At 44.4% G+C, this 25,232-nt stretch carries 20 protein-coding genes and 1 riboswitch; of the genes, 8 read left to right on the top strand and 12 right to left on the bottom strand.

Features of this window, described 5'->3' with window-relative positions; translation table 11 throughout:
• Positions 1-332: 332 nt before the first annotated feature.
• The 6 genes from ADG03_RS04780 to pflB form a co-directional block, all read right to left on the bottom strand.
• Positions 333-1,595: a hydroxymethylglutaryl-CoA reductase, degradative gene (locus ADG03_RS04780; RefSeq protein ID WP_049471908.1), complete on the bottom strand. Its 1,263-nt coding sequence runs from the start codon at positions 1,593-1,595 to the stop codon at positions 333-335.
• On the bottom strand, positions 1,595-2,767 hold the full coding sequence (locus ADG03_RS04775) for a hydroxymethylglutaryl-CoA synthase (RefSeq protein WP_049471907.1): 1,173 nt from the start codon (positions 2,765-2,767) through the stop codon (positions 1,595-1,597). Before ADG03_RS04775 ends, ADG03_RS04780 begins: the two co-directional genes overlap by 1 nt.
• Positions 2,768-2,953: 186 nt before the next feature.
• Positions 2,954-3,184: a hypothetical protein gene (locus tag ADG03_RS04770; RefSeq protein ID WP_049471906.1), complete on the bottom strand. Its 231-nt coding sequence runs from the start codon at positions 3,182-3,184 to the stop codon at positions 2,954-2,956.
• Positions 3,185-3,289: 105 nt separating this feature from the next.
• On the bottom strand, positions 3,290-3,757 hold the full coding sequence (locus ADG03_RS04765; RefSeq protein ID WP_003005049.1) for a threonine/serine exporter family protein: 468 nt from the start codon (positions 3,755-3,757) through the stop codon (positions 3,290-3,292).
• A gap of 4 nt (positions 3,758-3,761) precedes the next feature.
• Positions 3,762-4,520: a threonine/serine exporter family protein gene (locus ADG03_RS04760; protein WP_023919150.1), complete on the bottom strand. Its 759-nt coding sequence runs from the start codon at positions 4,518-4,520 to the stop codon at positions 3,762-3,764.
• Between the two features lie 420 nt (positions 4,521-4,940).
• Positions 4,941-7,256, bottom strand: coding sequence for a formate C-acetyltransferase (pflB, locus tag ADG03_RS04755; RefSeq protein WP_049471905.1), 2,316 nt, complete (start codon positions 7,254-7,256; stop codon positions 4,941-4,943).
• Between the two features lie 259 nt (positions 7,257-7,515).
• Between pflB and dinB the strand changes: the two genes are divergently transcribed.
• A complete protein-coding gene (dinB, locus tag ADG03_RS04750) occupies positions 7,516-8,622 on the top strand; it encodes a DNA polymerase IV (protein ID WP_049471904.1) in 1,107 nt (368 codons plus the stop codon).
• A gap of 8 nt (positions 8,623-8,630) precedes the next feature.
• Here the strand turns inward: dinB and recD2 are convergent, their stop codons facing one another.
• The 3 genes from recD2 to rnhC form a co-directional block, all read right to left on the bottom strand.
• Positions 8,631-11,063 carry an SF1B family DNA helicase RecD2 gene (gene recD2, locus ADG03_RS04745; RefSeq protein ID WP_049471903.1) on the bottom strand — a complete coding sequence of 811 codons (2,433 nt, stop codon included), beginning with the start codon at positions 11,061-11,063 and terminating at the stop codon, positions 8,631-8,633.
• Positions 11,064-11,130: 67 nt separating this feature from the next.
• Complete coding sequence (lepB, locus tag ADG03_RS04740) at positions 11,131-11,781, bottom strand: signal peptidase I (RefSeq protein WP_049471902.1); 651 nt, start codon at positions 11,779-11,781, stop codon at positions 11,131-11,133.
• Positions 11,782-11,784: 3 nt separating this feature from the next.
• On the bottom strand, positions 11,785-12,681 hold the full coding sequence (rnhC, locus tag ADG03_RS04735) for a ribonuclease HIII (RefSeq protein ID WP_049471901.1): 897 nt from the start codon (positions 12,679-12,681) through the stop codon (positions 11,785-11,787).
• Positions 12,682-12,817: 136 nt separating this feature from the next.
• Between rnhC and ADG03_RS04730 the strand changes: the two genes are divergently transcribed.
• The 5 genes from ADG03_RS04730 to ADG03_RS04710 all read left to right on the top strand — a co-directional run bounded on the left by ADG03_RS04730 (position 12,818) and on the right by ADG03_RS04710 (position 19,591).
• On the top strand, positions 12,818-13,108 hold the full coding sequence (locus ADG03_RS04730; RefSeq protein ID WP_049471900.1) for a hypothetical protein: 291 nt from the start codon (positions 12,818-12,820) through the stop codon (positions 13,106-13,108).
• 10 nt (positions 13,109-13,118) lie between these two features.
• Positions 13,119-13,673: a CvpA family protein gene (locus tag ADG03_RS04725; protein WP_009731675.1), complete on the top strand. Its 555-nt coding sequence runs from the start codon at positions 13,119-13,121 to the stop codon at positions 13,671-13,673.
• A gap of 73 nt (positions 13,674-13,746) precedes the next feature.
• Positions 13,747-16,086 carry an endonuclease MutS2 gene (locus ADG03_RS04720; RefSeq protein WP_049471899.1) on the top strand — a complete coding sequence of 780 codons (2,340 nt, stop codon included), beginning with the start codon at positions 13,747-13,749 and terminating at the stop codon, positions 16,084-16,086.
• 441 nt (positions 16,087-16,527) lie between these two features.
• Positions 16,528-17,946 carry a C69 family dipeptidase gene (locus tag ADG03_RS04715; RefSeq protein ID WP_049471898.1) on the top strand — a complete coding sequence of 473 codons (1,419 nt, stop codon included), beginning with the start codon at positions 16,528-16,530 and terminating at the stop codon, positions 17,944-17,946.
• Positions 17,947-18,075: 129 nt separating this feature from the next.
• A riboswitch (glycine riboswitch) is annotated at positions 18,076-18,170 on the top strand.
• A 101-nt stretch (positions 18,171-18,271) separates the two neighbouring features.
• Entirely contained in the window at positions 18,272-19,591 is a 1,320-nt protein-coding gene (locus ADG03_RS04710) for an alanine/glycine:cation symporter family protein (protein WP_049471897.1), read from the top strand.
• 93 nt (positions 19,592-19,684) lie between these two features.
• On the opposite strand, the gene sstT is transcribed toward ADG03_RS04710, so the two are convergent.
• Positions 19,685-20,902, bottom strand: coding sequence for a serine/threonine transporter SstT (gene sstT, locus ADG03_RS04705; protein WP_049471896.1), 1,218 nt, complete (start codon positions 20,900-20,902; stop codon positions 19,685-19,687).
• Positions 20,903-21,039: 137 nt separating this feature from the next.
• On the opposite strand from sstT, the gene ADG03_RS04700 reads away from it, so the two are divergent.
• On the top strand, positions 21,040-21,888 hold the full coding sequence (locus tag ADG03_RS04700) for a mechanosensitive ion channel family protein (RefSeq protein WP_049471895.1): 849 nt from the start codon (positions 21,040-21,042) through the stop codon (positions 21,886-21,888).
• A 40-nt stretch (positions 21,889-21,928) separates the two neighbouring features.
• On the opposite strand, the gene ADG03_RS04695 is transcribed toward ADG03_RS04700, so the two are convergent.
• Together ADG03_RS04695 and gdhA are read right to left on the bottom strand one after the other, a co-directional pair.
• Positions 21,929-22,249 (bottom strand): hypothetical protein, encoded by a 321-nt coding sequence (locus ADG03_RS04695; protein WP_049471894.1) that lies wholly within the window; start codon positions 22,247-22,249, stop codon positions 21,929-21,931.
• A gap of 281 nt (positions 22,250-22,530) precedes the next feature.
• Positions 22,531-23,877, bottom strand: a complete 1,347-nt coding sequence (gene gdhA / locus ADG03_RS04690) for an NADP-specific glutamate dehydrogenase (protein ID WP_049471893.1) — start codon at positions 23,875-23,877, stop codon at positions 22,531-22,533.
• Positions 23,878-24,176: 299 nt separating this feature from the next.
• Between gdhA and ADG03_RS04685 the strand changes: the two genes are divergently transcribed.
• On the top strand, positions 24,177-25,112 hold the full coding sequence (locus ADG03_RS04685) for a dihydroorotate oxidase (RefSeq protein WP_049471892.1): 936 nt from the start codon (positions 24,177-24,179) through the stop codon (positions 25,110-25,112).
• The last annotated feature ends 120 nt before the right edge of the window (positions 25,113-25,232 follow it).

Genomic DNA, 25,232 nt, shown 5'->3' with positions numbered 1-25,232 from the left:
ACAATCCAAAAATAATTGAGAGGCTAGGACTTTTGTCCCAGCCTCTTTTAGAATGTAAACAAACTGTTTTTTACATAAAACAAGCTAAGTGATGCAGAATAATTAAAAATGATACATACCAATAGGCTCATTCAAACATACACTGAAACTTTCCGCAGTGAGAAAAGTGCTAGAAATAGGATTGTTTCTAGCACTCGGGAGTTTTGAAACTTTAGGTTCAAAACTAAGTCATGGAACTTCTTCGAAGTTCGCTGACGTCAGTACTCACCTAAGGAAAGTTTCAAAAATGACTTTGTCTTCAATCTGAAAACGAAAACCTTGTCTTAGTTCTTTTATTTTCTCAATTCTTGTAAGAGTGTTTGTGCTTTTTCTAAATTAAAGGGTTTGTTTTCAAGGAGTTGGCTGACCAATCGGGGAACTTCCTCTTCCTTAGCCCCTGCTAGAAGGGCTAGGGAGCGTGCTTGGAGTTTCATATGCCCTGCTTGAATCCCTGTGGTGACAAGGGCTTTGAGTGCTGCGAAATTCTGCGCCAAACCGAGCGAAGCGATGATACCTGCTAATTCAATAGCAGAAGGCTCTCCTAGCAAACGGTGGCTGACTTGAACCATTGGGTTGAGGCCAATCGAGCCTCCTTTTGTCGCAACCGGCATTGGTAGGGTGATCTCTCCATAGAGTTTTTTCTCTTCCGGCTGACTTGTCCAGTGACTCAAGCCCTTGTATGAACCACTTTGTGCAGCATAGGCATGGGCTCCTGCTTCGATGGCCCGCCAGTCATTACCTGTCGCAAGGACCAGGGCATCAATCCCGTTAAAAATTCCCTTGTTATGAGTAGCTGCACGGTAAGGATCCACTTGAGCCAGTTGGCTAGCTAGCTCCATCCGGTGGGCAATCTCAATGGCTTCCTCAGGATTTCGACTCAGTGCTTTAAAATCGATCGCACACCGTGCACTCACTAAAGAGCGAGTAGCCAAGTTGGATAAAATTGCCATCAAGGCCTGACCACCAGAGAGTTCCTGGATACGATCGGTCAGAGCTTCTAACATGGTATTGAGCATATTGGCCCCCATGGCTTCTTTGGGATCGACAGCCAAGTAGACAATAAGAAAGTCCCCCTTGTTTTCGACCCAAAGATCCCTTGCTCCACCTCCACGCTTGACGATAGAAGGATAGGCTTCATTAGCGAGCTGAAGAAGGGTTTTCTTGTCTTCTAGGATACGCTTGCTAGCAACTTCCATGTCTTCAACATCCGTCAGAGCGATCTCACCGATCATTTGCCGCTGGTGCACCTGGGTGGTGAAACCGCCTGAACGTTGAATGAGCTTGGCTGCAAAGCTGGCAGCCGCAACCACGGAAGGCTCTTCTGTGACCATGGGAAGGACATAGTCACGACCATTGATCAGGAAATAAGGAGCGAGGCTAAAAGGCAAGTCAAAAGTCGACAAGACATTTTCTGTCAATTGATCTGCAATAGAAAGGGGAAGTCCCTTTTGTTCTTTTAAGATCTGTGCTTCATCCCAAGTTAAGAGGCCTTCCTTCAGTAAGGCCTCTATGCGTTCTGTGGGAGAAAGTTTTGCAAAACCTGGTAATCGTGCCATTATTTTTCTACTTTCTGGTAAGTGCGTTGGTGTTCCTTGATCTCTGTCAAAGCAAAAGTTTGATGCGTAGCAGGCTCAAACACTTGATTGCCACTAGGATCTAGATCTACTTCCTCATAAAAGAGTCGTTCGTAGTCAGCAACACTAAGAACCGTACGTTGGTCCAGTTTTTCCATGCGTTTGTGATCTAAGAGTTGCTCAAAACCAGGAACAAGGTTAGCACTAAAGATCTCAGAAACCGCTCCACTTCCATAGCTAAAGAGGGCGATTCGGTCCCCAGCTTTGAGTTGGGGGTCATTTTCCAGTAGTGACAGCAAGCCTAGGAAAAGAGATCCAGTGTAGATATTTCCCACGCGTTGGCTGTATAGAATCGATTGATCAAAGTTGTATTGTAATTGATCTTTTTTCTCTTCTGACACTGACTTATCCAGGATTTTTTTCAAGCCCTTGAGAGCTAATTTCGGATAAGGCAAGTGGAAGCAGACGGCCGCAAAGTCTGTCAAGGCAAGGCCAGTCCGTTTCTGGTATTCCGCCCAGGTTGTTTTCAGAGAATCTAGATATTGTTGCGTTGAATAAATCCCATTCACAAAGGGAGTTGTCGCGTAATTTGGACGCCAAAAATCCATGACATCGCGTGTTTGGGCGACGTTATCATCGTTAAAAGATAGAACACGGGGATTTTGGCTGATTAGCATAGCAACTGCTCCGGCACCTTGTGTTGGTTCACCAGGAGTTCCAATTCCATATTTAGCAATGTCACTGGCAATGACCAAAACCTTACTCTGAGGGAATTTTTCAACATGGAGTTTAGCATAATCCAAGGCAGCAGTCGCAGCATAGCAGGCTTCTTTCATCTCAAAAGAGCGGGCGAAAGGCTGGATATCTAGTAAGCCATGGACAAACACAGCAGCGGCCTTACTCTGGTCAATTCCAGATTCTGTCGCAAGAATCACCATGTCGATCGCTTCTTTATCTTCGTCTGTTAAAATATCATCTGCTGCAGTTGCAGCCAATGTGACGATGTCTTCTGTGATCGGTGCAACACTTTGTTCTTTTAAGAGAAGACCCTTGCTCAGTTTTTCAGGATCAGTATCACGAGCAGCAGCCAAATCTTCTAAACGCAAGACATAAGGGCTCGTCGCAAAACCAATCTTATCAATCCCAATTGTCATTCTTAACCTCTTTTTTATTTGATATCTACTAGTATATTTCGTTACTATTTTACCATATTTAAGGGTAAAACTCCTTTGAAAAAGCTAGATCAGCAAGGAAATCATTCTCGGGACCGATTTTGCAATGTTTCAAAGAAAAATAGAGAATCTATAAGAAAAAGCCATCCTTAGATGGCTTTTCAACTCTTATCCTTGCTTATTTTTTTTAGGATTACTCATGATTCGTATGAAGAGTTCTTTGCATTTGTCTCTTAGAACTTTTTCGTAGAAGACGATTAAAGCGATGTACACAATCGTAAAGTTCAAGGTCAGATAGAACAAGTCAAATGAATTGCGGGCATAATCAGTTGCTAATAGATAGGAGGAGAGGGTTCCTAGGATCATCCAAGGAAGATACTTGATATACTTGTTTACCATCCTACAGCACCTCGCATACTTTAAAAGATTTGTTTTTCACTATCATTGTATTCCTTTTAAGGAAAAATGCAAGCGATGACACTCATAAAAATTGAACAACCAATGCTAGTTGGCATTGGTCATTTTTCTTTTTTGATGGCGTTGATAAGAATGGTAGAGTTTCAAGACGACAGATCCACTAGCCATCCCGATGGAGATGACCAAGGCCAGAATAACCACCAGGGTCACGCTGGTTACTGCCTGGCGATATTGCCCACTGACAAAGAAGGAAGTGGTCCGATAGGAAATATATCCAGGAACCAAGGGTGCGAGAATGGACAACATAAAGACCACGACAGGCGTCTTGAGAATGATACTTAAAATCTGACTGATACAGGAGCCGACAATGGCGGCGATAAAGGTTGCAACGATGACATTGGTAGGCCCTTTCAGGATGTAGTAAAGTAGCCAGATGCCCATACCGAGGATCCCTCCAGGAATCAACATGGAGCGCTGCACATTTAGGACAATTAAAAAGGTGATGATGGCAATCAAACTGGCCACCGCTTGGATTAAAAATTCAGTTAGGTTCATGATTTTATTTCATAAGGACGAGGGCGACCGTTGTACCGGCACCAAGTGCAAGAGTAATGAGGAGAGTCTCAAAGAGTTTGCTCATCCCAGAGTTGAGGTGGTAATTCATCAGATCTCGGACAGCATTGGTCATGGCGATTCCAGGAACGAAAGGCATGACACAGCCGGCGATAATGAGATCGGTATTGGAAGGAAAACCACTATAGCGCGTCCAGATATGGGCCAAAAAACCAAAGACAAAGGCGGCCGCAAAGGCAGTGGCAAAAGGAATGCGAACGTATTTCTCAACGACAAGAGAAAAAGCAAAGGCAAAGACAGTCGCAATACCCGCTCCAATCGCATCATAGAAATTTCCTCCAAACATGATGGAGAAGAAAGGCGCACTGAGAGTTGCTGCAATGGTCAACTGGAGATTGGTATAAGGAACTCGCTTCATTTTCAACTCGCTCAGGGCTTGGTAGGCTTGCTCGAGATCGATCTCTCCAGAGACGAGTTGACGAGAGATCTGATTGACATCACAGACCTTTTCGATATTGTAATTGGTCCGCAAGATCCGTTTCATGCGCGTGACATTGGCATTCTCGATTGAAAAGAAAATAGCGACTGGCATCGCTAAAACATTGCAATCGACGATTCCCTGTGAATGGGCGATCCGGATCATGGTATCTTCGACCCGGTGAATCTCAGAACCGCTCTCTATCAGGAGGGTTCCAGCTAACATCAGGACGTCGATCACTTGGTTGATCTGTTTTGACTCTTCCATAATTTCCTTCTTACTAAATAATCTGTTTCTATTATAGCAAAAAAGGACGAGAGACAGAACTAAAATTTGACAATTCTAGTTTGTTTCTTATCCTTTCTGAATTCGTTTAGAATAGCTATTGTTTAGGCTTATCATTCGTTAACTCGGGTGGTGGTGCTGCACGGTGCTATCCTGGACGAGAAGGGTTGCTAAAAAGATCAGTGCAATCAGGATAAAGAGCCAAATAATAGCGAAAATAAATGTTAAAAACATAGGATCACCCCTTCTATCTTATTTACAGCTCTACTATAACACTTGGAGAAAGCGCTGTCAAACCCTATATAGTAAGCTCTTAAACTCTTTCAAAATTCAGAATACTCTTGCGATGGGGATGAAAAAAACCAGCCGTTTCCGACTGGTTTTTTAAGATCTATTTGAATCTTAGTTCAAGGCATCATCCATTGAAAGAACTTCGTGGAAGACACGTTGTGTCAATTCAGTTTTTTGTTCTGGAGTGAGGTATTTAGTGTTTACACAGTATCCAGAGATACGTACGATTACGTCTTCACCTGACATGATCTTTTCGTAAACATCGTTCAAGTCCATAACGTTCAAGTTAACGTGTTGTCCACCGTTTTCGAAGTATCCATCAAGGATGGTTACCAAGTTATCAACTTGTTCGTCACGAGTCTTACCAAGAGCACGTGGTGAAACTTGAGTAGTCAATGAGATACCGTCAGCTGCATAACCAAAGTCAAGGCTAGCAAGTGAGTTCAAGTTTTGCAACCATCCACCTTTAGCTTTGTTAGATGGGTTAGCACCTGGTGAGAAGAATTCCAATTTAGACAAGTTCACAGAACCATCTTCGTTGAGGTATACCCCTTTGTGGACTGGTGAGTTACCAGTTTGTTTAGAGTAAGCAACGTTAGAAGTGATGGTAAGAAGTGAAACAGTTGCTTCAGCGTTCTTGTAAAGTTTGTGGCTGCGAAGACGAGTAGTGTAAGCTTCGATCAACCATTCTGCCAATTCGTTAGAACGTGGGTCATCTTCACCCCAACGTGGGTATTCACCGATTGTTTCGTAATCGTAGATGTAGCCATCTTCGTCACGGATTGGTTTAACAGTAGCGTATTTGATTGCTGACAATGTATCAACAGTGTTGGCAAATCCACAGATACCGAATCCCATGTTAGCGCGTTGGTGAGTTGGCAAGAAGGCCATTTGAACAGCTTCGTAGTTGTACTTATCAGTCATGTAGTGGATGATGTTCAAAGCATCTACGTAAGTGTCTGTCAACCAGTCAAGAGATTTTTCGAAGTTTGCTTTAACAGATTCGAATTCAAGAACTTCGTCACGGATAGGATCAATGTCAAATACTTTGTAGTCTTTATGAACATCGTCGTAACCACCGTTCAAACCAGTAAGAAGAGCTTTAAGCACGTTAACACGAGCACCGAAGTATTGGATGTTGTGGCGTTGTTCTTCGTTTTCTGGGTCAAGTGGAGATACACAACATGAGATACAGCTCATTTCACCGTATCCGTCTTTCGCCATTGTTGTTACACCTTCGTATTGGATAGAAGAGTGTTTGTGGCTCATGTGCATACAGTAGCGACGGAAGCTATATGGCAATTTGTCAGTCCAAAGAACTGTCAAGTTTGGTTCTGGAGAGTTACCGATGTTGTCCAAAGTGTTCAAGAAACGGTAGTCCATCTTCGTAACACGGTGACGTCCGTCGTTACCCATACCAGCCATAGAAGTTGTGATGAAGGTTGGGTCACCTGAGTACAATTGGTCGTAAGCTTTTGTACGAGCAAATTTAACAGTACGCAATTTCATAACGAAATCGTCAACGAATTCTTGGATTTCTGATTCAGTAAATGTACCACGAGCTAAGTCACGTTCAGCGTAGATATCCAAAACGATTGGCACACGTCCAAGAGAAGTAGCAGCACCGTTGATCACACGGCAGACAGCCATGAAGGCGATGTTTGTCCATTGGATTGCTTCTTTTGTATTGAAGGCAGGACGACGCACGTCTACACCATAAAGGTCACCCAATTTAACAACTTCTTGAAGTGCTTGGTATTGAAGGTTTACTTCTTCACGAAGACGGATTGATTCTTCATCGATTTCAGTAATAGAGTTCCAGTCGTTTGCTTTTTCAGCCATCAAGTAGTCAGCACCGTAAAGAGCCAAACGTGCATAAACCCCGATGATACGTCCACGAGAGTATGCATCTGGAAGACCAGTTACAGTGTGAGCGTGACGAGCGCGACGGATGTTAGAAGTGTAAGCGCGGAAGATACCATCGTTTACAGTTGTAACGTATTTTGTGAAGATTTCATGAACTGCTGGATCTGGTTCGTATCCATTTTCTTTCAAAGTAGTTTCCGCCATACGGATACCACCACGAGGCATGAAGTTCAATTTGAACAATTCATCATTTTGGATACCGAAGATGACTTCGTTTTCTTTGTCGATATATCCAGCTGCGATATCAGCGATAGATGTTGGACGGTTATCGTATGGGAAACGAGTTTCTTCATAATGAGCTTTTGTTTCTTCAACAATCTTCTTGATGTGAAGAGAACGTTCAGTTGGACCAGCTAGGAAGCTTTCATCTCCATCATATGGTGTGTAGTTAGCTTGAACGAAGCGAGAAACGCTTGCTTTTTCTTTCCAATCTTCACCTTTGAAGCCTTCCCAGGCTTTGTCAAAAATATCTTGTGCCTCAACGACTGTTTTAACAACCATTTTTATTTTCCTCTATTGTCTTTCTAGCAACTATATCTGTTGCACTTACAATAGTAGTATACCACACAGAAACCGGTTACACAAAGGCAAATTGCGAAAAACAACAGATTCTTTTATAATACAGTTTCAACTCTTCTGTGATACTGTACTACATTTTTGAAAACAAATACGGTTTTCCATCAATTTTCATGTTTTTAGAAGGGCCGATTTTTGCAATTCTAAATTTTTCCTCTTATAATAGAAAATAGGAGGGTGAAAAATGCTGATATTTCCATTGGTGAATGATACGAGTCGCAAGATTATTCATATTGATATGGATGCATTTTTTGCTGCCGTCGAAGAAAGAGATAACCCTAGTTTAAAGGGGAAGCCTGTCGTAATTGGCCAGGACCCTCGTCAATCAGGAGGGAGAGGTGTGGTCTCGACCTGTAACTATGAAGCACGGAAATATGGCATTCATTCGGCTATGAGTTCTAAAGAAGCGCTGGATCTTTGTCCCCACGCGATCTTTATCTCTGGAAATTATGAGAAATACCGAGAAGTGGGCGAGCAGGTTCGTGAGATTTTCAAGCGCTATACAGATCTGATCGAGCCCATGAGTATTGATGAAGCCTATCTAGATGTGACGGAAAATAAAATCCAGAGCAAATCAGCTGTCAAGATTGCTCGCTTGATTCAGCATGCGATCTGGGAAGAGCTGCATCTCACAGCTTCAGCAGGTGTCTCTTATAATAAGTTTTTGGCCAAGATGGCAAGTGACTACCAAAAACCCCGTGGCCTAACGGTGGTCTTGCCGGAGGATGCTGAGGATTTCCTGAGCCAGATGGACATTGCCAAATTTCACGGGGTAGGAAAGAAGACAGTGGAGCGCCTGCATGAGATGGGTGTCTATACTGGCGCGGATCTTTTAGCCATCCCGGAGATGACCTTGATTGATCGATTTGGGCGCTTTGGCTATGATCTCTTTCGTAAGGCGCGAGGCATTCACAATAGCCCTGTTAAGAGCCATCGCATCCGCAAGTCGATCGGAAAAGAGCGGACCTACCGCAAGCTCCTCTATGCTGAAGATGATATTTTAGAAGAAATTGCCAATCTGTCCAGTAAGGTAGCCCAATCGCTGGAAAAACACGGCAAGCAAGGAAAGACCTTGGTTTTAAAAGTGCGCTATGGAGACTTCACCACCCTGACCAAGCGGATGACATTGACGGAGCCAACACGAGAGGCTGAGCGGATCAATCGTTCCGCTGGCCAAATTTTTCAAGAAATTGAATCGACAAATACTGGAATCCGCCTCTTGGGTGTCACCATGACCAATTTCGTCGATCATACCGAGTTGCCTTTGGTGGAAGAAAAAGAAAACGACTAGTTTGTTCACTAGTCGTATTTTTTGATGTCAAAAAAGGCCGCAATTTCTTCTTCAGTCAGTCCGATCATAGGAGAGATGGTGTGGAGATTTTCTTCAGTCAGTCGATAGACAGTCGGTTCATCAGGCTCAGCCTTCCTTTCAACAGTTTCTTCCTTGCTTCGTGTAGACTCGACTGTAGCAGAAGAGGTGGCAACGGCTGAAGAAGAGGCTTTGGTTGCCTCGCCTCCATCCAGGTCCTTGAAGCGCTCCACCAAGTAGGTCTTGCGCGCAGTACCGGTATTTTTAGTAGCGTAATCAAAGGCGCTGTATTCTCCTAAGAGAATCAGCTTGCTCTTAGAGCGCGTGATGGCGGTATAGATCAAATTGCGCTGCAACATCCGGTGGCTTTGATTGGTAATGGGTAAAATCACTACCGGAAATTCGCTTCCTTGCGATTTGTGAATACTCATCGCATAGGCTAAGCGAATTTTGTACCAATCATTGCGCGGGTAGACGATTTCATTGCCATCAAATTGGATGGTCAATTCATCTTGCTTGGATTCCGTATATTTTCCTGGGAGAAGGTCGATGATGTAGCCAATATCTCCATTAAAGACATTGCTTTCCGCATCATTGACCAGATGGATGACCTTATCCCCATCGCGGTATTGGCAGTCTGGCGAGTCAAAGACGACCTGGCCTTTGACAGCTGGATTGAGAAGGTCTTGCATGAGCGTATTGATATTGTCAATGCCGGCTTGGCCCTTGTACATGGGTGCCAAGACTTGGATATCTCGAGCAGGGATTTGACTGCGAAGGGCAGCAGAAGTGATTTGTTCGATCATCTTAGGGATGTGTTCACTTCCGGCTTCGAAATAAGAGCGGTCAGCTTTTCGTTCTGTGAAATCTTGAGGAAGCTTGCCTTGGCGAATGTCTCCTGCTAGTGAGACAATGGTCGAGTCCTCACTCTGTCGGAAAATATGTTCCAGTTTGGTCTGAGGGATGCTTGGAATCTGCAAGAGATCAGCCAAGACCTGACCAGGGCTGACGGAAGGTAATTGGTCAGCATCTCCCACAATCAAGAGTTTGGTATCCGTTGCAATGTTGCTAAGTAATTGATTAGCCAGCCAGGTATCAACCATGGAAAATTCGTCCACAATGATAAAGTCTGCATCCAGATAGTCCTCTAAGTGGCTGGTGTCATCATCTCCTGTCATCCCCAAATGGCGGTGGATGGTGGCGCTCGGAAGTCCTGTTAGTTCATTCATGCGTCTAGCTGCCCGTCCCGTTGGAGCAGCCAAGAGGATCGGCAGGTCTTGTTTCTTCCGAAGATCCAGATGGTGGAGTTGAGCATAGACGCTGATCATCCCATTGATAACGGTAGTCTTTCCTGTCCCCGGTCCCCCGGTGAGGATAAAGACCTTATTTTGGATAGCTTGGTGAATCGCCTCTTTTTGAATCGCATCGTAGCGAATCCCTAAATCTTTTTCAACCTCCTCAATCGCCTGGTTGATTTTCTCAGGGTCAAATGAAGTCGACTTTCCTTTTTCCAATAATCGACCGATATGACTACGAATCCCTTCCTCCGCAAAGAAAAGACTGTTGTCAAAGATCTTGGTGTCCACGTTTTGGACCTTGTCTTCCTCGATGAGGCGTCCTAATTCTTGGGCAACAGTGGAAGGATCCAATTCTACTGGACGAGCGGATTCTAGAAGGTCAATGGTATAGCGCAGGAGGTCCTTGGCTTCGATGTAGGTATTTCCAGTCTCGATAGAGTAGCTAAAAAGGCTGTGGATCAGGCCCGCGCGGAAACGCTCAGGAGCATCACTTGCAATCCCCAACTCTTCGGCTAGTTGGTCCGCGATTTTAAAGCCCATGCCTTGGATATCTTCCACCAATCGGTAGGGCTGTTGCTCCACGATCTGGAGGGTTTCTTCCTTGTAGAAATCCTGGATCTGAAAGGCCAATTTATTGGGAATGCCATAGTTGGCTAGTTGGGCGAGAATGCGCTCCGTTCCGTAATTCTGACGGAGTTTTTCTACAAAAGCCAGGCGGTTTTTCTTGGAGAGACCTGTGATTTCTTCTAATTTTTCAGGAGCCTCCAAAATTTTGTCAATGGTATCGTCCCCATAGAGGTCCACGATTTTTTGGGCTGTTTTGAGACCAATTCCTTTAAAGTGATCGCTGGAAAAATATTTCACCAAGCCCTTGCTAGAGGGTTTGGCACGTTCATAGCGACTGATTTTGAGCTGTTCTCCGTATTTAGGATGATGGACCAGCTCCCCCCAGAAGGTGTAGTCTTCGCCTTCCATGATATCTGCCATGGTGCCCGTCACAATAATCTCAAAATCATCAAAGTCTTCGGCATCTGTATCGCAGATGTCGAGCAAGAGGATTCGAAAAAAACTGCTAGGATTTTCAAAAATAATGCGCTCAATAGTACCAGAAAAATAATATTCCATCATTTCTTTCCTTTTTATAAAGCGAGGCTGGGACATACTTGTCTCAGCCTCAGTCTGTTAATCTATACTAATAAGTTTTGAAAGGGTAGATCGGCCATAGTCTAAAGACGGCTTGCCCTTTGATTTGTTCTTTCTTGAAAGCTCCGACCTGACGGCTATCTTTTGAAACGATCCGGTCATCTCCAAGTAAGAGATATTCATCGTCAAGCAACTTCAAGGTAAATTTAGGATTGCCATCCTTGTCTACAGTAAAAGCTTGAGCTGTATTGGCCAATTGACGGAAGAGTTCTCCGTTTTCTTCAAAGCCTTTTCCAGTGTAAGTCGATTGCAATTTATCTTTTTTGAAACGAGCAATGTAGTCTTTCAAATAGGGCTCATTGGTCTTTTTCCCATTGATGTAGAGGGTATCGTTGTCGTACTGGATAGTATCCCCAGGAAGACCGATGACCCGCTTGACGATGTCCTTGGTTTTGCCGTTGTCGTCTTTTTCACTGGCAACAACAATGTCGAAACGATCGATTGAGAGGTGGTTGACCACAAGGAGGTACTCGCTATCGGCCAGAGTCGGATCCATCGAATGGCCGTCTACCTTGACTGGAGCCCAGAGGTAAATGCGAGAGGCGATGATGAGACCAACAATGATGCTGAAGAGGCCCCATTCTTTAAGGAATCTCACCACAGGTGAGCTCGATGTATGTTTTGAACTTCTTTTTGACATGACTTATCTTTCTAGTAATTTCTTTGCTTTTTCTGTGTTTTTAAAATGGAGTTTGGCACAATAATCCAGAGCTTTCATCCCGTAGGTCTGAAGTAATTTAGCGGCCACTTGGTCTGATTTGGCCCCTGCTCCACTAGGAAGATTAAAACCCAGTTCCTTGCCCAGATCTTCCAGATTTTGAAGGAAGAGATTGCGGGCGATGATGGAGCTAACTGCCACAGCTAGATACTTGCTTTCGGCTTTTTCTTCCAACTCAATGGCTTGCGTGACCTGATTTTTTTCAGCTTTTACGTATTTTTGGTAGTTTTTAGCAGTTGTAAAGGCATCAATCACAATTCGCTCTGCTTGGACTCCTTTATTTAACAGAAGGTAGATGGCCTGATTGTGCAGGGCTACTTTGACCGAAACAGCATTATAACCAGAAGCGATCACTTCATTGTACTTCTTTGGAGACAATAAGAGTGCTTGGTGCTGGATATTTTCCTCAAGGAGAGGAGCCAATTGCTGAATTTTTCGATCATCCAAGGTCTTCGAATCACCAACACCAAGCTTTTTGAGCCAGTCGTGCTGGTCAGGTGTGACAAAGGATGCGACAACGGTGAGTCCACCAAAATAAGAGCCGTTTCCGACTTCATCGGTTCCGATCATGGCTAGATCTTGTCGTGCAGATGAAGTAGAACGCTTAAGGTTCCCAGCATCTTGCCCGAAAAAGGTCAGGTAAGGACTGAGGTCATTGCCCTGGAGCAGGACCTTTCCAGACTTGTAGATCGAAACGGTCGCTCCCTCTAGTCGAAAGAAATAATCCATATGAGGGTTCTTGCTTTGAGTGAGAGAACTGCGATAGGTATGGACAAAATCAAGGATTTGCTCCTGTGTTGGAGTGAGTGTCATACTTTCCATAACCACTATTGTACCACAAATTCAGGGAGAGAGGGAGCAAAAAGAAAGAAAGAATCCACTGGAAAATCCCTATGAAGAGGGGCTTTGCTACTGACAAAGCGCCCCTTTTTTGATATAATACCGTGAGGTGATTTTTATGGCGAGCTTAAATAGATATAAATTTACATTTGGAAACAAAGCGCTCACTTTAACAACCAACCATGATAATTTGTTTATGGAAGAAGTCGAACGTGTTGCGAAAGAAAAATACCAAGCAATTAAGGAACAAATGCCAGAGGCCGATGATGAAACCATCGCTATCTTATTGGCAGTAAATAGTTTGTCTATGCAACTGAATCGCGAGATTGAGTTTGACGACAAAGAAACAGAATTAGATGATTTTCGTCGCAAAGCTTTAGACGACTTAAAGGATAAATCATCTAAATAAGAGGAGATACATGTTAACTTTCTTAATCTTATTGATTTTGGCATGGAGCTTTTATATTGGCTATGCAAGAGGCATCATCCTCCAGTCCTATTACTTTCTAGTGACCTTGGTAGCCCTCTTGATTGCAGGTGGTAGCTACAAGGGACTGGCTAAGGTTTTGTCTCTATGGGTTCCTTTTTCGAGTCCCACCCAGCAATCGGTAAATTATTTTTATGCCAACCGCTACCTGTTTCAATTAGATGACATCTTTTATGCAGGGATGGCTTATGTGTTGATTTTTGTGCTGGTTTATTTGATCGGCCGCGTGATTGGAATCTTTATGCACTTGGTTCCCCAGCCAGAAAAATTGGAGGATCGCAAGTATCAAATTGGAGCAGGTGTGATCGCCGTCGTGATAACCCTCTTGGTGATTCAGATGGGCTTGACTGTTCTCTCAACGGTTCCCATGGCTTCCATCCAAAATAGACTAAATGCAAGTGGATTGATCCGCTTTATCATCCTTCATACCCCGATCAGTTCCAGTCTGTTCCATAACTTGTGGGTGACTGCGATTATCGGAGCTTAAGGAGCAAAAATGAAGAAAGGAGTGAGACAAGTCCGGTTCAAGGAAGGACGCTCACTTTTTTTGTAGGAGAAACATGAATAAAAAAATCTTAGATATTCTGGAGTTTGACAAGGTCAAGCAACTTTTTGAACCCTATCTACAGACAGAACAAGGGGAGATGGAGCTAGCAGTCCTTACTCCAACTGATAAAAAAGAAACCATCGAAACGGCTTTTATGGAGCTAGAAGATATGGAGCAGATTCTCTTGGAAGAGCCTCGCTTTGCCGTGTCTACCATTCAAGATGTCCGTCCAGTGGCCAAGCGTTTGGAGATGGAGGCGGCCCTCAATATCGATGAATTATTAGCGCTAAAAGCAGTCCTTCGGGTGACACATGAGCTTAAGGATTTCTACGACAACTTGGAAAATGTCCGTCTGGAAAGGCTCCATCGCCTCTTTGACAACTTGGTGGATCTGCCCCGCCTACAAGGTGGGCTTCAAGCTATCAACGAAGGAGGCTTTGTCGAGTCTTTTGCCAGCGAAAAATTGGCCAAAATTCGTCGCCGAATCCAAGAGAATGAACACCAGGTCAGAGAGATTCTACAAGACCTGCTGAAAAGCAAGGCCGATATGTTGGCGGATGCTGTGATTGCTAGTCGGAATGGACGCAATGTTCTACCAGTAAAAAACACCTATCGCAACCGGATTGCAGGGGTGGTCCACGATATCTCAGCCAGTGGGAATACCGTTTATATCGAACCTCGTGCAGTGGTCAATCTCAATGAAGAAATCGCCAACCACCGGGCAGATGAACGGTATGAAATGATTCAGATTCTGGAGGAATTGTCTGACAGCCTGCGCCCCCATGCGGCAGAGATTGCTAACAACGCCTGGATTATCGGTCACTTGGACTTGATCAAGGCCAAGTATCGGTTTATGCGTGATTTCAAGGCAGTGGTACCAGAGGTTAGCAGTAATCGCTCTATACAGCTCTTGCAACTACGTCATCCCTTGATTGAAAATGCCGTCGCGAATGACCTGCATTTTACCGAGGACTTGACTGAAATCGTGATTACCGGTCCCAATACAGGGGGGAAAACCATCATGCTAAAAACGCTGGGACTAGCGCAAATTATGGCCCAGTCTGGTCTTCCCATCCTAGCGGATCCAGGTAGTCGTGTGGGCATCTTCTCACAGGTCTTTGCAGATATTGGAGATGAACAATCGATCGAGCAGAGCTTGTCGACCTTCTCCAGTCATATGACCAATATCGTATCTATCTTACATCAGGTAGATACCGCCTCCTTGATCCTTCTGGATGAGTTAGGAGCTGGAACCGATCCTCAAGAAGGGGCTGGCCTTGCTATTGCCATCCTAGAAGACCTGCGCTTACGCGGGATTAAGACCATGGCGACGACCCACTATCCAGAGCTCAAGGCCTATGGGATTGAGACTGCAGGGGTGCAAAATGCCAGCATGGAGTTTGACACAGCGAGTCTTCGTCCGACCTATCGCTTCATGCAAGGGGTGCCTGGTCGCTCCAATGCCTTTGAGATCGCCCGTCGTTTGGGCTTGTCTGAGACCATTATCCAGGATGCCATAAAGATGACCAATACGGACAATGATGTCAATCAGATTATTGAAAAACTGGAGGCGCAGACCTTAGAGAGTCGCAAGCGCTTGGATACCATTCAAGAAGTGGAGCAAGAAAATCTCAAATTCAATCGCGCTCTTCGAAAGCTCTATAACGAACTGACTCGGGAGAGGGAAACAGAACTCAATAAGGCAAGAGAAGAAGCCAAGGAAATTGTGGACATGGCACTTTCAGAGAGTGACCGCATCCTTCAAGGTCTTCACGCTAAATCCCAGTTGAAGCCACATGAGATCATTGAGGCCAAGGCTCAGTTGAAAAAACTAGCTCCTGAGACCGTTGACCTTTCTAAAAATAAGGTCTTGAAAAAAGCCAAGAAGGCGCGTGCTCCTAAGGTAGGAGATGAGATCCTGGTTATCAGCTATGGCCAACGTGGAACCCTAGTCAAGCAACTCAAAGATGGACGCTGGGAGGCGCAAGTCGGCTTGATCAAGATGACCTTGGAAGAAAAAGAATTCAACCTTATCAAGGTTGAAAAAGAGGCGGCTCAACCTAAGAAACGCCAGGTGAATGTCGTCAAGCGCTCAAACACGAGCGGGCCGAGAGCGCGTCTGGACCTCCGTGGGAAACGCTATGAAGAGGCTATGCAAGAGCTAGATGGTTTTATCGATCAGGCTCTGCTCAACAACATGGCCCAAGTCGATATCATCCACGGGATCGGGACAGGGGTCATCCGTGAAGGGGTGACCAAATACCTCCGCCGCAACAAGCATGTCAAGAGTTTTGAATATGCCCCACAAAATGCAGGTGGAAGCGGCGCAACCATTGTCACGTTTAAAGGATAAGGTAAGCCCTAGTTGTTCATCAGCTAGATCCAGATTGAAGAAAAAGTTATCTTAGAAACTTTCCTTAGGTGAGTGCGGACGTCAGCGAACTTCGAAGAAGTTCCATGACTTAGTTTTGAACCTAAGGTTTCAAAACTCCCGAGTGCCTGAAACAATTATGTTTCAGGCACTTTTCTCACGGCGGAAAGTTTCAGTATTTGTCTGAATGAGCTTATTAGTATGTATCAGTTTTAATTATTCTATATCACTTAAGTTGTTTTAAGTAAAAAATTTTATCTACATTCTAAAACCTAGCTGTTTATCAGCTAGGTTTTTTACATCTGACATCATGAAAATGATTGAAAGCTGATGAAAATGATTTGCTTTTAAATCAGATTTTCAGTATGTCCTCCCTTTTAAAAGTGCTATAATAGAGGCAATGAATGATTTGGGAGGATACGCATGCGTAAACGTGAAAGTGCAGATTCGTGTACAACGATTCTAGTCGGAAAAAATGCTAGCTATGATGGTTCGACCATTGTAGCACGAACAGAGGATTCTCAAAATGGCGTTTTTACGCCTAAGAAATTGATCGTGGTCAAACCAGAAGATCAACCGCGTCATTACAAGTCTATTTTATCATCTTTTGAAATCGACTTGCCAGATAATCCAGTTCGCTATACGGCGGTACCAGATGCCATTCCTAAAGACGGGATCTGGGGAGAAGCTGGGATCAATATCTATAATGTCGCCATGAGTGAGACAGAGACCATTACGACTAATAGCCGTGTGCTAGGGGCCGATCCTCTTGTAGAGAGTGGCATCGGTGAGGAAGACATGCTGACCTTGGTCTTGCCTTATGTCAAGACTGCCCGCGAAGGGGTTTTGCGTCTCGGAAAGATTTTAGAAGAGTACGGAACCTATGAATCTAACGGGATTGCGATTTCAGATGTGAATGAAATCTGGTGGTTGGAAACCATCGGAGGTCACCACTGGATGGCGCGCCGTGTACCAGATGATGCCTATGTGACCAACCCGAACCAACTGGGAAGTGATTATTTTGAATTTGGAAATCCAGACGAGTTTCTTTGTGACCCAGATCTTGAAAATTTTGTCACAGAGCACCATTTGATTCTGGATCAAGAAGGAAAAGGTTTTAATCCACGCTATGCCTTTGGTAGTCAAAAGGACAAGGACCGTCACTACAATACACCGCGGGCTTGGGCCATCCAGCATTTCCTTAATCCTGAAATTGAGCAGGATCCACTGAGCTTTGAGATTCCGTGGTGTCAAAAGCCCTATCGCAAGGTGACGATTGAGGATGTCAAATATGTCTTGAGCAATCACTACCAAGATACCATCTACGATCCTTATGGACCGGAAGGAGATCAGGTGAGTCAGCGAACTTTCCGGACGATCGGGATCAACCGGACCAGTCAAACAGCGATTCTGCAATTGCGTCCCAATAAACCACAAGAAACGACAGGCATCCAATGGATTTCTTACGGCTCCATGCCATACAACACAGCTGTCCCTTTCTTTACCCAAGTGGATACAACGCCAGACTACTTTGCCAATACGACGGCTAAGGTGGCAACGGATTCCTTCTACTGGGCTAACCGGATTATTGCAGGACTAGCAGATCCTCACTATGCTCACCATGTTGGCGATCTAGATGATTACCAAGAATCGACAATGGCCTGGGGACATGCACGCATCAATAAAGTCGATCGAGCCCTTGCAGCAGGTGAAACCGTCGATTTTGAGGCTGAAAACCAAGCCATGAGTGATCAGATTCAAGAAGCGACGGATCAACTCTTGGACAAAATTTTGCTCGATGCTAGCAACCTCATGACCAATCACTTCTCTTTGAGTGATTAAGAACCGTGCATTTGCAGAAACCTTGCAAGATATTTTCATGAATCGTTGACAAAGATTTGAAAATTGATTAAAATAGAGAAAATTACATACGACCGAATGAAGTTTGCAGGAGCGTGAGTGACTGTGAATGGACGGAACTCTGGAGAGACCAGAAATGGCACCGAAGGGGCAAGGTAGAGGATGCATCTACTCAAACTCTCAGGTAAAAGGACAGAGCGAAGAATAGGGGAAGTCCCCTATTTTAAGCAGGACCAGAGTACATGTTTGACATGTACTCTTTCTTTTTCTCATTTCTGTCGAGCGGTCGATAAAAAGGAGACAGAGAATGGATCATGTATTGCAGTTTTTTCAGCAACTCGATAATTTAGTATGGGGCGCCCCACTTTTGGTGCTCTTGGTAGGGACAGGGATCTACCTGACCCTTCGCTTGGGCTTGCTTCAGATACGCTATCTTCCAAAAGCCTTCCACCTGATCTTTACAGAAGATGAGGGACACGGGGATATCTCGAGTTTCGGAGCCCTTGCAACAGCTCTTGCGGCTACTGTAGGGACGGGGAATATTGTAGGGGTAGCGACGGCGATTCAGACAGGTGGCCCAGGGGCCCTCTTTTGGATGTGGATGGCGGCCTTCTTTGGAATGGCGACCAAGTATGCAGAAGGGCTCTTAGCTATTCGTTATCGGACCAAGGATGACAATGGTCATATCTCGGGTGGTCCCATGTACTATATTCTTCACGGTATGGGGGAGAAGTGGCGACCCCTAGCTATTTTCTTTGCGGTTGCAGGTGTTCTGGTGGCCCTCTTTGGGATCGGAACTATGACCCAGGTCAATTCCATTACGGGATCTCTCCAAGCGAGTTTTGGAACAGCTCCAGAAGTGGCCAGTGTAGTGATTGCTCTGGTTGTTTCGACCATCATCTTTGGTGGGATTCACTGGATTTCAAAAGTTTCTGAAAAAGTGGTTCCTTTTATGGCTGCTGCCTATATCGTTGCGACTGTCACGATCATTGCCTTGCATCTGGATCAATTGCTTCCAGCCTTAAAATCGGTCTTTTCAGATGCCTTCACAGGGACTGCAGCCATGGGAGGTTTTGCAGGAGCAACAGTCAAAATGGCTATCCAAAAAGGGGTGGCGCGTGGGGTTTTCTCCAATGAATCGGGTCTCGGATCGGCTCCCATTGCAGCAGCTGCTGCGAAGACCAATGAACCTGTCGAGCAGGGCTTGATCTCGATGACAGGAACCTTTATTGATACCATTATCATCTGTAGTTTGACGGGGTTGTCCCTTCTGGTGTCAGGGGAGAGGATGGCGAAGGGTAGCTCTAGCACCTTGACTCAGGATACGTTTACAGGTGTCTTTGGCCCAGTTGGAGGCATTATCTTAACGCTGTGCTTGGTGCTGTTTGCGACAACGACCATTCTTGGATGGTCTTATTATGGAGAACGGTGTTTCGAATTCCTATTTGGTGTCAAACATATCAATCTCTACCGGATCTTCTTTGTCTTAATGGTTGGACTAGGCGGTTTCCTAAAATTAGATCTGGTCTGGGTGATTGCAGATATCGTCAATGGGCTTATGGCTCTACCCAACTTGATTGCCCTACTAGCTCTGTCACCTGTCATTGTCAAAGAAAGCAAAGGCTAGTTTAAGAAATAAGAAAACCCAGATCAATTGATCTGGGTTTTTGCTACAAGCTAGGCTCTTCTGAAAGACTTTCTTTGTGCTTGATCCAAGCTATTAATAGCGTTTTTCTTTTGGCCAGCTGCTCATTTCTGCGATAGCAGTGAAGAGCACATCTGTCGAAGAGTTGAGAGCTGTTTCGCAAGAGTCTTGAATGACCCCGATGATAAAGCCGACACTGACGACTTGCATGGCCAAATCATTGGTGATGCCAAAGAGGCTACAAGCAACAGGGATGAGAAGGAGAGATCCTCCCGCAACTCCGGATGCCCCGCAGGCTGAGATGGCTGCCACAACACTGAGGATAAGCGCTGTTCCAAAGTCAACCTGAATCCCTAAAGTATTGGCTGCTGCAAGGGTTAAGGTATTGATAGTTACCGCTGCACCTGCCATGTTAATGGTCGATCCAAGAGGGATAGAAACAGAGTATGTATCTGGATTCAGCCCCAATTCTTCACAGAGACGCATGTTGACAGGGATGTTGGCTGCAGAACTTCTGGTGAAGAAGGCTGTTACCCCACTGACACGGAGGCATTTAAAAACAAGGGGATAGGGATTTTTGCGGATCATGAAAAAGACGATCAATGGATTGATGACCAGAGCGACAAAAGCCATCGTTCCCACCAATACTACCAAGAGAATCCCGTAGTTACTAAGGGCACTGAGTCCTTGGCCAGCGATGGTCGTGAAGACCAAACCTAAGATCCCAAATGGAGCTAGGTTGATAATCCACTCGACAATTTTTGAAGTGATGTCTGCTAGGGTTTGTAGGAGGTCTTTACTATGTTCACTCGCCTCTCTCATGGCAATTCCAAACACAGTGGCCCAAGAAAGGATCCCAATGTAGTTGGCTTGCTGCAAGGCATTGACCGGGTTGTCGACGATCTTGAGTAAGAGGTTACTAATCACTTCGCCAATTCCATTTGGAGAGGATCCTTCAGCGGCCTTTCCAGTCAGGGTAATGGTGATTGGGAAGATGTAATTGATCAAAACAGCGACGAAGGCAGCTGCAAAGGTTCCTAGGAGATAGAGGACGATGACCTTTTTCATATTGGTCTCTGTTCCTTTTTGGTGTTGGGAGAGAGCATTTGCGACGAGTGCAAAGACCAGAAGGGGTGCGATGGCACGGAGCCCCCCGACAAAGAACTCTCCTAAGAGTCCAATCCCAGTTGCTTTAGGAAATACAAGTGCTAGAACGACACCAAGTACAATCCCGATTGCGATCCTTTTCATAAGGTTGGTTTTATTCCAAGTGGTAATCAGTCGATGAATCATGTAAGGCCTCCTTAAAAAATAATTAAGGAATATTATACGATAGTTAGGGGGTAATAGCAATGAAATTTTTAAAAAATAGCCTTATTTCCGAATATTTGATATAATCATACTATTCTTTGTTAGAAAGGCCCGAATAAATGAGTCAAGCTTTCCAACGTTATTTCAGTAAAATAGACTGGACAAAGATTTTTGATGACCTAATTTCAAAATGCATCTCTCTGATTTTTGTCTTTCTCTTATTTTTTATCGCTAAAAAGGTCATCCATAGCCTGGTCAAGCGGATATTAACCCCTTCTTTTAAGTATACGGTGCAGGATGAAGCCCGTAAAAAAACCATTCTCCGTTTAGTAGAGAGTCTCTTGAACTACTGCTTGTATTTTATCTTGATCTACTGGATCTTGTCGATCCTCGGTCTTCCAGTCTCTAGTTTATTGGCTGGTGCTGGGATTGCTGGGGTGGCGATCGGGATGGGAGCCCAGGGCTTCCTTTCCGATTTGGTCAATGGTTTCTTTATCCTTTTAGAACGCCAGCTGGATGTGGGGGACAATGTCCGACTTACCAATGGTTCTATTAATATTGCCGGCATCGTTAGCAGTGTGGGAATTCGGACAACTCAAGTACGTGATTTTGACGGGACTCTCCACTTTGTCCCAAACCGCAATATCACTGTCGTCAGCAACCTCTCGCGTGGAGATATGCGCGTGCTGGTAGATATCCCACTAGATGCGAATACCGATCTTGACAAGATCTACCAGGTCATCGCTCAGGTCAACCAGTCTCAACAAGACAAACACCCAGAAGTGTTGACAGGTCCTACCATTTTAGGCCCACAGATTGAAAAAAATGGTCGCTATTCCTTCCGTATTGCTATGACCGCTCAAAATGGAACCCAGGTTACTGTTTACCATACTTACTATAAACTCTATCATGATGCCTTGATGGAAGCAGGAATCAACCTTCCAACAGGAAATAACGGAATCATGTAAAAAAGCTCAGAAATATTTTTCTGAGCTTTTTTAATCGATGTTACGATCTTAAGTGGCAGTATTTGTCATCCAAATATTTAATCTGATCCCAAGTCTTTCGAGCCTCAGGTGGCAAGATCAATAATTGCTTGCGCAATAGGGCGGTGATTTCGAGATCCAATGATTCGATCGTGAGGGCTATGGCTACGGAACTTTTTGCCCTTTGGATCTTGTTAATGCAGTGTTGGATATGCTGGCAAGCAGTACAAGTCTGTGCTTGACGGCTTGCTGCAATCTCCTGACGCATATCAGAAAGCAGTTGCATCAATTCAGACTTAAGGAATTCAATGGTAGTTGACTTGTCTTGAGCAAAATGAAACATAAGCGCACCTCCTTTTGCTATAGTTTAATACTAATTTATTAAAAATGCAAGGGGGTAAAGTAAAAAAAATAAAATTTTTTTAGAAAAAGATACAGAAAAAGAGATGGCTCAAATCTCTCATCACTAATGATGGATAAGATTCCTTTCTTTAAAAATGACTGTCTTCCCTTGAGACCAATTGTCCTTAAAGAGATCAGTAGCTACAAAAAACTCCTGAAACATACTGGTTTCAGGAGTTGAGAGGCTTTGACCCGAAGGCCTTAAAGAAAAATATCGATTGATTATACAAGACCTTGTGCAATCATCGCATTTGCAACATTTTCAAAGGCAGCGATGTTGGCACCTGCAAGGTAATCTTTACCAAGTCCGTAAGTTTCTGCAGTTGTTTTAGCAGTATTGAAGATGTTGGTCATGATGTCTTTCAAACGTCCGTCCACTTCTTCGCGTGTCCATGAAAGACGTTGGCTGTTTTGGCTCATTTCAAGAGCAGATACAGCAACTCCACCAGCATTGGCTGCTTTAGCAGGTCCGTAAAGGATACCATTTTCTTTGTATACGTTGATGGCATCGATGTTACTTGGCATGTTTGCTCCTTCAGAGACAACTTTCACACCTTGAGCGACCAAACGTTTTGCAGCATCGCCATCGATTTCATTTTGAGTTGCACATGGAAGAGCGATGTCATAGTTACCAGCATAAGTCCATACAGAACCTTCGTAGTAAGTAGCAGTTGGTTTTTCAGCAGCGTATTCAGTCAAACGTGCACGACGTTTTTCTTTGACGTCTGTAAGAAGGTCGAAGTCAATACCGTTTTCGTCGATCACGTAACCGTTTGAGTCAGATACAGAGATAACAGTTGCACCAAGTTCAGTTGCTTTTTGAAGAGCGTATTGAGCAACGTTACCAGAACCTGAGATCACGACTTTCTTACCAGCAAAGCTGTCGCCGTTTACTTTGAGCATTTCTTCAGTGTAGTAAACCAAACCATAACCAGTTGCTTCTGGACGGATCAAGCTACCACCAAAACCAAGAGGTTTACCAGTCAAGACACCAGCATCGAATTGGCGAAGGCGTTTATATTGACCGTAAAGGTATCCGATTTCACGTCCACCAACCCCGATATCACCGGCTGGGACATCAAGAGAAGGACCGATGTGTTTTTGCAATTCAGTCATGAAGCTTTGGCAGAAACGCATCACTTCAGCGTCTGTTTTTCCTTTAGGATCGAAGTCAGATCCACCTTTACCACCACCGATAGGAAGACCAGTCAAGACGTTTTTGAAGATTTGTTCGAAACCGAGGAATTTCAAGATCCCTTGGTTAACAGTTGGGTGGAAACGAAGACCACCTTTGTAAGGACCTACAGCAGAGTTGAATTGAACACGGTAACCACGGTTTACTTGGATGTTTCCTTCACGGTCAACCCAAGGAACACGGAAAGAAATTACGCGTTCAGGTTCTGTAATACGAGCCAAGATGTTTTCTTCGATGTATTCAGGATGTTTTTCAAAAACAGGTTCCAAAGTGCTGAGGAACTCTTCAACAGCTTGAAGGAATTCAGCTTCGTGGCCGTTACGAGCTTTTACAGTTTCGAAAGTGCTTTGGATATATTCTTTAGCAGTTGTCATGTTAATTCTCCTTTGTGAATGAAACGAAAACCAGCAAACCCGCTAGGGGAGTGGCTTTGAGACAGTTGACAAACAATGTCATGTTTTATTACATGGATCATTATAGCAGACTTTTTTTGGCTTGTAAAGAAAAAAGTTGAATTTTCTGAAAATTTTATCGTGACTAGGAAAGTCCGAATGTTTGGAAGAATTTTTAGCTTTGATTGTCCGGAAGCTTCCAAGTGATGGTATAATGAAAGAAGAAAATAGAGAGCATCCCGAACGATTCTGTTGGTGGTGTTTCAAAAAAGGAGTACAAGATGGTATCGACAAAAACGCAAATTGCTGGTTTTGAATTTGACAACTGCTTGATGAATGCGGCAGGTGTAGCCTGTATGACCACTGAGGAATTAGAAGAAGTGAAGAACTCAGCTGCTGGGACCTTTGTGACCAAGACAGCGACCTTAGAATTCCGTGCTGGTAATCCAGAGCCACGCTACCAAGATGTGCCGCTTGGTTCGATCAATTCGATGGGGCTACCTAACCAAGGGTTGGACTATTATTTGAATTACTTATTGGAGTTGCAAGAAACGGATCCTGACCGGACCTTCTTCTTATCTCTCGTCGGCATGTCTCCTGAAGAAACTCATACTATCTTGAAAAAGGTGCAAGATAGTGACTTTAAAGGCTTGACAGAATTGAACCTATCTTGTCCCAATGTCCCTGGGAAACCTCAGATTGCCTATGATTTTGATACGACAGATCGGATCTTGTCTGAGGTCTTTGCCTATTTCACCAAACCTCTAGGGATCAAGTTGCCACCTTATTTTGATATCGTTCATTTTGATCAAGCAGCAGCGATCTTTAACAAATACCCGCTCAAGTTTGTCAACTGCGTCAACTCAATCGGAAATGGCCTCTACATTGAGGATGAATCCGTGGTGATTCGTCCTAAGAACGGATTTGGTGGGATTGGTGGAGAATACATTAAACCAACGGCTCTCGCCAATGTCCATGCCTTTTACCAACGTCTGAATCCAGAAATTCAGATTGTGGGGACTGGGGGCGTCTTGACTGGTCGGGATGCCTTTGAACATATCCTTTGTGGGGCTAGTATGGTGCAAATCGGAACGACGCTGCATAAAGAAGGAGTGGAGGCTTTTGAACGCATCACTGCGGAACTCAAAGCCATCATGGAAGAAAAAGGATACCAAAGCCTGGAAGACTTCCGTGGGAAATTGCACTACATTGACTAATCTTTCGAAAAGAACTTCCTCAAGTGGAAACTTGGGGAAGTTTTTTATGAGAGTGGGACAGAAATCGGTCATTCGTTAGAATTCAATTTCGTCGTCCCACCTCCGCACAGTTGAGTAGGG

The organism is Streptococcus parasanguinis (genome assembly GCF_001069785.1).
Lineage (GTDB): Bacteria > Bacillota > Bacilli > Lactobacillales > Streptococcaceae > Streptococcus > Streptococcus parasanguinis_T.
This window is presented reverse-complemented; position numbering and strand designations above follow the sequence as displayed.